This is a genomic window from Gordonia sp. (in: high G+C Gram-positive bacteria) (assembly GCF_012515855.1).
Classification (GTDB): domain Bacteria; phylum Actinomycetota; class Actinomycetes; order Mycobacteriales; family Mycobacteriaceae; genus Gordonia.
This window is the reverse complement of record NZ_JAAYXO010000119.1, coordinates 1-8,030: the sequence shown is the minus strand read 5'-3', so window position 1 is coordinate 8,030 and position 8,030 is coordinate 1. Positions and strand designations below refer to the sequence as shown.

General features: G+C 67.3%; 9 protein-coding genes. 6 read left to right on the top strand and 3 right to left on the bottom strand.

Annotation, left to right across the window (positions count from 1 at the left end; all coding sequences use genetic code 11):
• Window positions 1-74: 74 nt before the first annotated feature.
• The 5 genes from GX543_RS09210 to GX543_RS09190 all read left to right on the top strand — a co-directional run bounded on the left by GX543_RS09210 (window position 75) and on the right by GX543_RS09190 (window position 5,112).
• Window positions 75-572: a hypothetical protein gene (locus GX543_RS09210; RefSeq protein WP_290851481.1), complete on the top strand. Its 498-nt coding sequence runs from the start codon at window positions 75-77 to the stop codon at window positions 570-572.
• 91 nt (window positions 573-663) lie between these two features.
• On the top strand, window positions 664-1,257 hold the full coding sequence (locus tag GX543_RS09205; protein WP_290851479.1) for a DUF664 domain-containing protein: 594 nt from the start codon (window positions 664-666) through the stop codon (window positions 1,255-1,257).
• 105 nt (window positions 1,258-1,362) lie between these two features.
• The gene (locus tag GX543_RS09200; RefSeq protein WP_290851478.1) at window positions 1,363-2,478 is read left to right on the top strand and encodes a ferredoxin reductase; all 1,116 of its coding nucleotides are present in this window, start codon (window positions 1,363-1,365) and stop codon (window positions 2,476-2,478) included.
• A gap of 139 nt (window positions 2,479-2,617) precedes the next feature.
• Window positions 2,618-3,889 (top strand): fatty acid desaturase, encoded by a 1,272-nt coding sequence (locus tag GX543_RS09195; protein ID WP_290851477.1) that lies wholly within the window; start codon window positions 2,618-2,620, stop codon window positions 3,887-3,889.
• 8 nt (window positions 3,890-3,897) lie between these two features.
• Entirely contained in the window at window positions 3,898-5,112 is a 1,215-nt protein-coding gene (locus GX543_RS09190; protein WP_290851476.1) for a fatty acid desaturase, read from the top strand.
• Between the two features lie 6 nt (window positions 5,113-5,118).
• On the opposite strand, the gene rsgA is transcribed toward GX543_RS09190, so the two are convergent.
• From rsgA to GX543_RS09175, 3 genes are read right to left on the bottom strand one after another with little or no spacing between them, the layout of a single operon-like run.
• The gene (gene rsgA / locus GX543_RS09185) at window positions 5,119-6,186 is read right to left on the bottom strand and encodes a ribosome small subunit-dependent GTPase A (protein ID WP_290851475.1); all 1,068 of its coding nucleotides are present in this window, start codon (window positions 6,184-6,186) and stop codon (window positions 5,119-5,121) included.
• Window positions 6,183-7,466 carry a 3-phosphoshikimate 1-carboxyvinyltransferase gene (gene aroA / locus GX543_RS09180; protein WP_290851474.1) on the bottom strand — a complete coding sequence of 428 codons (1,284 nt, stop codon included), beginning with the start codon at window positions 7,464-7,466 and terminating at the stop codon, window positions 6,183-6,185. Before aroA ends, rsgA begins: the two co-directional genes overlap by 4 nt.
• 21 nt (window positions 7,467-7,487) lie before the next feature.
• Window positions 7,488-7,889, bottom strand: coding sequence for a VOC family protein (locus tag GX543_RS09175; RefSeq protein WP_290851473.1), 402 nt, complete (start codon window positions 7,887-7,889; stop codon window positions 7,488-7,490).
• Here GX543_RS09175 and GX543_RS18805 point away from each other — a divergent pair.
• The coding region (locus tag GX543_RS18805; RefSeq protein WP_366929061.1) for a transposase at window positions 7,870-8,030 on the top strand (161 nt) is incomplete at its 3' end. The two genes, GX543_RS09175 and GX543_RS18805, sit on opposite strands and share 20 nt — an antisense overlap.

Below are 8,030 nucleotides of genomic sequence, written 5' to 3'. Positions count from 1 at the left end.
GACCCAGTTAGCGTTGGACCCAGTTAGCGGCCGTCACCGACGACCCGATCGGCAACCTCTCCGGAAGGACCCTCATGCGCGTCTACCTGCCTGCCACGCTGGCGATGATCCAGGAGATGGTCGCCGCGCCGGACGGCTCGTTCGGAGCGGTCGGAGGCACCGGCTTCGCGCTCACGCCCGCGCTGCGGGAGGCATACGTCTCGGGCGACGATGAAGAACTCGAGGAGGTGGCGCTGCGGGAGGCCGCGCGGGCGTCGCTCCGACTGCTCGGCGCCGACGAGTCGGACCTGCCGTTACGGCGGGTGGTGGTCGTGGCCGACGCTGAGGCCACGGTGCGACCGGATCTGGACGACGCTGTCGTGAAGGTCGCCGGGCCCGTCGCGCAGGCGGACATCGTCGCGGTGCACGTCGACGGTGCGGATGCGGAGAAGGCGGTGATGGCCGCCGTCGCACTGATCGACGCCGCGGACCTCGGAGACGAGGAGGGGGAGTTGGCGATCGGCGACGTGGAGGATCACGATCTCGGCTGGTACGCCACGCAGGAACTGCCGTTCCTCCTGGAGCTTCTGTAGAGAATTTTCGATACCGGACAGGAACTGACCGGTTAGGGCGCGATCCTGGTGAGGCAGACAGCAACAACACACTCGACCTTCGGAGGACTCCATGTACGCTCCCGCTCGTCACGATGAACTGACCGGCCTCGCCAACTATGCAGATCAGCAGCTCGGCGCATTGCGGGCCGCGATCTACGGGCTCACCGAACAGCAGGCACGCCAGACGCCGTGTCGCAGCGCGCTCTCCATCGGCGGACTTCTCAAGCACATCACGCGCGGGCTGCGCGGCGCCGTCGCCCAACTCGACGGCACCGCCGAGCCGATGGTCCTCGACGAAGCGACCTACGCCGAGTTCATGGGCAGCTTCGCCCTCACCGCAGACGAGACCGCGGTCGAGATCGTCGCGAAGTTCGACGCCGCTCGCACGGCATTTCTCGAGGCGATGGAGACCGCCGACCCGGACGCGGACTCGATGGCTCAGCCCGCGCCGTGGGCCGGGATCTACGACTCCCGTCCGATGAAGAATCGCTACTTCATGGTTCACCAGATCGAGGAGTTCGCGCGGCACGCGGGCCACGCCGACATCATCCGCGAGGAGATCGACGGGATGACGGTCCCTGCGTTGGAGATGTCCCTCGCGGGTGCCCCGGCCAACGACTTCTTCGCGCCGTACACGCCGGAGCCGGGCACCATCCTCGCCTGATCTGCGTCACATTCCATTCGCTCTCGGCGCTCCGAAACGCTAACCTACGGAATCGTAACTTAGGTGTTCTCGGAGACGACCGGGAACCGGCGGAGGAGACAGCACATGGCGTGGCGCGAACGATTCGAAGCACCGGCGGCCGGCGTCGCGGCCAATCGCAAGCGCGCCAAGTGGCTCCGCGCCGCGGTCGCGCGGGTGACCACTCCGCTGCTGCCCGACGACTACCTGCACCTGGCCAATCCGCTGTGGTCGGCGCGCGAACTGCGCGGCAAGGTGGTCGCGGTGACTCCCGAGACGTCCGACAGCGCGACGATCGTCATCCGGCCGGGCTGGGGATTCTCCTTCGACTACCACCCGGGTCAGTACATCGGCATCGGTGTGCTCGTGGAGGGTCGCTGGACCTGGCGGTCGTACTCGCTGACGTCGGAGCCGGCGTCGTCGCGCAGTGATCGGACGGTGTCGATCACGGTGAAGGCGATGCCCGAGGGGTTCCTGTCGTCGCACCTGGTCAACGGGCTCGAGCCGGGCTCGGTGGTACGACTAGCCGCGCCCGCGGGCGAGTTCGTGCTGCCGGAGCCGCTGCCGGAGAAGATCCTGTTCGCGACCGCGGGCAGCGGCCTCACGCCGATCATCTCGATGTTGCGCACCATGAGGCGGCGCGGACAGCACGTCGACGTGAAGGTGCTGCATTCGGTGCCCACCGAAGACGACCTGATGTTCGGCGACGAGTTGCAGTCGATGGCGGACGAGGGGCTGATCGACATCCACGTGCAGTTCACCCGCGTCGACGGCAAGCTGACGCCTGCGCAGTTGCGGGCCCTTTGTCCGGACTGGGCCGAGCGTGCGACCTGGGCCTGCGGCCCGGGCGGCTTCTTGGACATGCTCAGCGAGCAGTTCGAGGAGGCCGGTGTGCCGGAGAAGCTGCACATCGAGCGGTTCGCGCTGGAGCGCGGCGCAGTCGGAGCGGAAGGCGGTGTCGTCACCTTCGGCACTCCGGACCGACAGATCGAGGTCGACGGTGCGACCACGCTGCTCGAAGCGGGGGAGGAGGCCGGGGTGCTGATGCCGTTCGGCTGCCGCATGGGCATCTGCCAGAGCTGTGTCGTCATGCTAGACAAGGGGGTCGTGCGTGACCTGCGGACCGGCGTCGAGCACGTCGAGGGTGAGCGGATTCAGACGTGCGTCAGTGCGGCGGCGGGCGACTGCACGCTCGACGTCTGACGCCGAAGAGCGGCCGAAGAGCGAGGTCAGCGCTCGAATCCGTGCCTATGACGTGCGCCACCGTTCTGCGGGGTGGACAGCTTACGGAACCGTAACCTACGATTGCGTAAGTTAAGAATTCACGGTTACGAGGAGTGGCATGGCGATCTCGGACATCCCCGAATACGCGCATCTGACCGATGCGGACGTTGAGGCGCTCGGTGCGGAGCTGGATCAGATCCGCGCTGACATCGAGGCCGATCGTGGTGCGCGCGATGCGCGCTACATCCGCAACACCATCATGTTCCAGCGGACGCTGGAGGTCTCCGGTCGAGCGCTCACGTTCGGGGCTCGCGACCGTCGCCTGTGGTGGGCCGGCGCGACGGCGCTCGGCGTCGCGAAGATCGTCGAGAACATGGAACTGGGCCACAACGTGATGCACGGCCAGTGGGATTGGATGAACGATCCCGAGGTGCACTCCACGTCGTGGGAGTGGGACAACACCGGGCCGAGTGCGCACTGGAAGCACACCCACAACTACATCCATCACAAGTACACCAACGTGCTCGGCATGGACGCCGACGTCGGCTACGGCCTGCTCCGCGTGACCCGCGATCAGCGGTGGAAGCCCTTCAACCTCGGCAACATCGCTTACAACACGCTGCTGGCGCTCGGGTTCCAGTACGGCGTGGCCGTGCAGCATCTGGAGCTGGGTAAGAAGCGTCGGACCCCCGAGGCCAAGGAGCAGTTCCACCGCGACCTGCGCGACGTCGGCATCAAGATCGGTCGCCAGGCGGGCAAGGACTACATCGCGTACCCGGCGCTCGTCGGCGCGGTCACCCGATCGCGCACTGGCGCACGCAAGGCGTTCACCGCCAACCTGATGGCCAACGTGATCCGCAATGTGTGGACCAACGCGGTCATCTTCTGCGGCCACTTCCCGGACGGCGCCGAGAAGTTCACGAAGCAGGACGTCGACAGTGAGACGCGCGGCGAGTGGTACCTGCGCCAGATGCTGGGCAGCGCCAACTTCCGTTCCGGACCGGTCCTCGGCTTCATGAGCGGCAACCTGTCGTACCAGATCGAGCACCACATCTTCCCGGACCTGCCGAGCAACCGGCTGCCGGAGATCGCAGTCCGGGTCCAGGCGCTGTGCGCCAAGTACGACATCCCGTACACCACCGGCTCGTTCCCGGTCCAGTACGCGAAGTCGTGGCGGACCATCGCGAAGCTCTCGCTGCCGAACAAGTACCTCTCCGGAACTGTCGACGATGCCCCCGAGACCGCTTCGGAGCAGCGCTTCAAGACGTCATCGGACGTGCGTCTGGTGTCGACCGTCGACCCGACGACCGGTCGCCGGAAGGGACTGAAGACGGCGATCGTCGGGCTCAAGGACCGCCAGGCGCGCCGCCCGTCACCCTCCCGGGCATAATGTGATCAATGGCAATTTCAGATATCAATGAGTATGCGCACCTGACCGACGCCGATGTCGACGCACTGGGTGCGGAACTCGATATGCTGCGCCGGGAGATCGAGTCGAGCCTGGGGGAGAAGGACCGTCGCTACCTGCGACGGACCATCTACGCGCAGCGAGGACTCGAGGTGCTCGGTCGCGCCGCGCTGTTCGGCAGCCACCGCCGCTCGCTGTGGCTGCTCGGTGCCGGCGCGCTCTCGGTGGCCAAGATCATCGAGAACATGGAGCTCGGCCACAATGTGATGCACGGCCAGTGGGATTGGATGAACGATCCCGAGGTGCACTCCACGTCGTGGGAATGGGACATGGTGTGCGCGTCGCCGCATTGGAAGCACTCGCACAACTACATCCATCACAAGTACACCAACGTCCTCGGCATGGACCACGACGTCGGCTACAAGATCCTGCGTGTGACGCGCGACGAGGCGTGGGAGCCGCGTCGAGCCTTCCAGCCGTTCTTCAACCTGATGTTGGCGGCGACGTTCGAGTGGGGTATCGCGTTGCACGATCTCGAGCTCAAAGAGGTCATCACCGGGCGCAAACCGATGGATCAGGCCAAGCCGGAGATCAAGCTGTTCGCCCGCAAGGCGCTGCGACAGCTCGGCAAGGACTACGTGCTGTACCCGGCGATGACCGGACCCAACTTCAAGCACACCCTGACGGCGAACCTGACGGCTAACTTCGTCCGCAACCTGTGGGCGTACGTGGTGATCTTCTGCGGCCACTTCCCGGACGGTGCCGAGAAGTTCACGGCGGCGACGCTCGAGGACGAGTCGCAGGGTCAGTGGTACCTGCGCCAGATGCTGGGAACCGCGAACTTCGACGCAGGCCCCGCGCTGGCGTTCATGAGCGGCAACCTCTGCTACCAGATCGAGCATCACCTGTACCCGGACCTGCCGAGCAACCGGCTGGCCGCCATCTCCGTGCGGGTGCGCGAACTGTGCGTCAAGTACGACCTGCCGTACAACACGGGATCGTTCACCATGCAGTACCTGCGCACGCTGCGGACGATCAACAAGCTCGCCCTGCCCGATCGATTCCTGACGGCCACCACCGACGACGCTCCGGAGACGGCTTCCGAGCGTCGCTTCGACAGCCTGCCCAACCGCGGCAGCGGCGGCCTCAAGACCTCGCTCGCGCAGTTGCGTGAGGCTCGTCGGGCCAAGAAGCGCCTGCGCTGAGGCGTCTCAGCTCGGCTCGGGCTCCGCGGCCGACACCGGCTCCTCGGCAACCGTCGGTGACGACACCGCGACTAGGAGTTCACGCACGGCCATGGCGCGGCGATGGGAGTTGCCGGTGAGGGCGTCGAGCGCGCATTCCGGATCGGCGGGCGGACCGAGATGCGTGCAACCCCGCGGACACTCCTCGATGGCGTCGCGGAGGTCGTCGAAGGCATCGACGATCTGATCGGGGGTCACATGTGCGAGTCCGAACGAGCGGATTCCGGGGGTGTCGACCACCCATCCGCGCGGTTCGGCGTCGGGTGTCTCGCCGGGCAGCGGGAGGGCGACGGACTGGGTCGAGGTGTGTCGACCCTTGCCGACTCCCGAGACCACACCGGTGGCGCGTTTGGCGTCCGGAACGAGGCGGTTCACCAGGGTCGACTTGCCGACGCCGCTGTGCCCGATGAGTGCGGTGAGGTGGCCGTCGAGTACTTCCCAGAGGTCGTCGAGGGGGTCGTCGCGTCCCGCGGTGACCACCGGGAGATCCAGATCGACGAAGTTGGCGGCGAACTCCTCGGGTGAGGTGAGGTCGGACTTCGTCAGGCACAGCACCGGCGTCAGCCCGCCGGCGTAGGCGGCGGCCAGTGCGCGTTCCACGAATCCGGTGCGCGGCGGGGGATCGGCCAAGGCGGTCACGATCAGGAGACGGTCGGCGTTGGCGACCACGATGCGCTCGTAGGGGTCGTTGTCGTCGGCGGTCCGTCGGAGAACGGTGCTGCGGTCCTCGACGCGGACGATCCGGGCGAGGGTGTCGGGCTTGCCGGAGAGGTCTCCGACCACGCCGACGCGATCGCCCACGACGATGGGGGTGCGCCCCAATTCGCGGGCGCGCATCGTGACGATCCGGCGATCGGGATCGCCGTCGAGCACGCATCCCCAGCGCCCGCGGTCCACCGAGACCACCACCGCGGTCTCGGCGTCCTCATGGGCGGGGCGGGTCTTGGTTCGCGGTCGAGTGCCTTTGCCCGGACGGATCCGCACGTCCGACTCGTCGTACGATCGGCGCGGGTTCCGTGCGGTGTTGCGGCTCAAGACGCGGTTCCCGCCATCTCTTCCCACATGGCTACGAAGTCCGGCATGGTTTTGGAGGTGGTCTCCACGTTCTCCACTGCCAGTCCCTTGACCCGGAGACCGAGAATGGCGCCCGCGGTGGCCATCCGGTGGTCGGCGTAGCTGCGCCACAGGTCGGCGCGCAGCGAGGCGCCGCCGTCGCCGACGATCACCAGGCCGTCGTCGGTCTCGCGGCAGCTGCCGCCGATCCGGTTGATCTCGGTGCTCAGCGCCTGGAGACGGTCGGTCTCGTGTCCGCGCAGATGTCCGATCCCGCGGAGGGTCGACGTGCCGGTCGCCAGGCAGCAGAGTGCGGCGATGGTGGGGGTCAGCTCGCCGACCTCGTGCAGGTCGATGTCGAGCGGTGCCAGACTCTCAGGGCCGCGGATGGTCAGCAGGCCGTCGTCCGCATGGTCCGACGTCGCGCCCATCTGCTCCATGATGCCGACGATGGCTGCGCCCGGCTGGGTGGTCGTGACCGGCCAACGGGGCACGCTGACGCGCCCGGCGGTGGCCGGTGCGGCGGCGAGGAACGCCGCGGCGTTGGAGAGGTCCGGTTCGATGGTCCAGTCGATTGCTCGGATGGCGGTCGGAGCGACGGTCCAGCGGGTCGCCGCCGCGTCGAACTCGACGGCCACCCCGGCCGCCGCGAGCATCTCGATCGTCATGTCGATGTGGGGCATCGACGGCACGGGGGCGCCGACGTGAGTGATCGCGACGCCGTTCGTGAAGCGCGGCGCGGAGAGCAGTAGACCGGAGACGAACTGCGACGAGGCCGACGCGTCGATCGTCACCGGGCCGCCCGCGACCGAACCGGAACCGTGAACGGTGAAGGGGAGGCCCGTGCCGTCGATGCTCGCGCCGAGTGAGCGTAGGGCGTCGAGGACCGTGTCGAGGGGGCGGCTGCGGGCTTGTTCGTCGCCGTCGAAGAAGGCGTCGCCGGTCGCGAGGGCTCCGACAGCGGGCAGGAAGCGCATGACGGTGCCTGCCAGGCCGCAGTAGACGGTCGCGCCGTGCAGCGGCTCGGGCGTGACGTCGACGCTCGTCGGGTCGTCCGGATCGTACGAGATTCCGGTGCCGAGCGCGGCGAGGCCGTCGAGCATCAGGTCGGTGTCGCGCGAGCGAAGGGTGCCGGTGATGCGGGACGGTCCGTCTGCCAGGGCGGCGAGGATCAGGGCGCGGTTGGTGATCGACTTGGAACCGGGAAGGTCGACGGTGGCATCGACGGGGCTGACGGGGAACGGTGCGACCCAGTTGCTCATGCCGTCCAGTCTCTCATGCGGCTATCCGCGCACGTCACGGCGTAAGGGGTGGTCGGACGGGATCTCGACGACGATCAGGCGGCGACCGTCGGGATCGTTGACGGTCATCTCGATCAAGCCCCACGGCTTGGTCTCCGGTTCTGCGACGATCGGCACGCCTGCCGCGGCGAGCTCGTTCCGCGTCGCCGCCACGTCGCGAACTTGCAACCAGAGCATGGTGCCGACGGTGGCGTCGGCTGCGGTGTCGGGGGCGAGGTGAGCGGGGATCTCGATGAAGCCTGCGCCGGCGTGGAACACGGTTCCGCCCGGGTGCTCGCGTGCCACGGCCAGCCCCAGTCGATCGCGGTAGAACGAGGTCTGACCCGCCCGGCGGTTCCTGGACAGTCTCCCGACTATCGTTGGGGTGAACTGGAATTGGAGCATTCACGTGCCACGGGAGTATTCAGCTGAGTTCAAGGCCTCGATTGCCTTGGAGGTGATCGAGCACTCACGGCCGATCGTAGCGGTTGCCAAAGACAACAGCGTCTCAGAGCAGTCGGTGTCTCGATGGGTTCAGCTTTATCG

What these genes read in the sequence shown, in the direction of transcription:
- GX543_RS09210 (WP_290851481.1), top strand. Translation starts at nt 75, where the DNA reads ATGCGCGTCTACCTGCCTGCCACGCTGGCGATGATCCAGGAGATGGTC.
- GX543_RS09205 (WP_290851479.1), top strand. Translation starts at nt 664, where the DNA reads ATGTACGCTCCCGCTCGTCACGATGAACTGACCGGCCTCGCCAACTAT.
- GX543_RS09200 (WP_290851478.1), top strand. Translation starts at nt 1,363, where the DNA reads ATGGCGTGGCGCGAACGATTCGAAGCACCGGCGGCCGGCGTCGCGGCC.
- GX543_RS09195 (WP_290851477.1), top strand. Translation starts at nt 2,618, where the DNA reads ATGGCGATCTCGGACATCCCCGAATACGCGCATCTGACCGATGCGGAC.
- GX543_RS09190 (WP_290851476.1), top strand. Translation starts at nt 3,898, where the DNA reads ATGGCAATTTCAGATATCAATGAGTATGCGCACCTGACCGACGCCGAT.
- aroA (WP_290851474.1), bottom strand. Translation starts at nt 7,466, where the DNA reads ATGAGCAACTGGGTCGCACCGTTCCCCGTCAGCCCCGTCGATGCCACC.
- GX543_RS09175 (WP_290851473.1), bottom strand. Translation starts at nt 7,889, where the DNA reads ATGCTCCAATTCCAGTTCACCCCAACGATAGTCGGGAGACTGTCCAGG.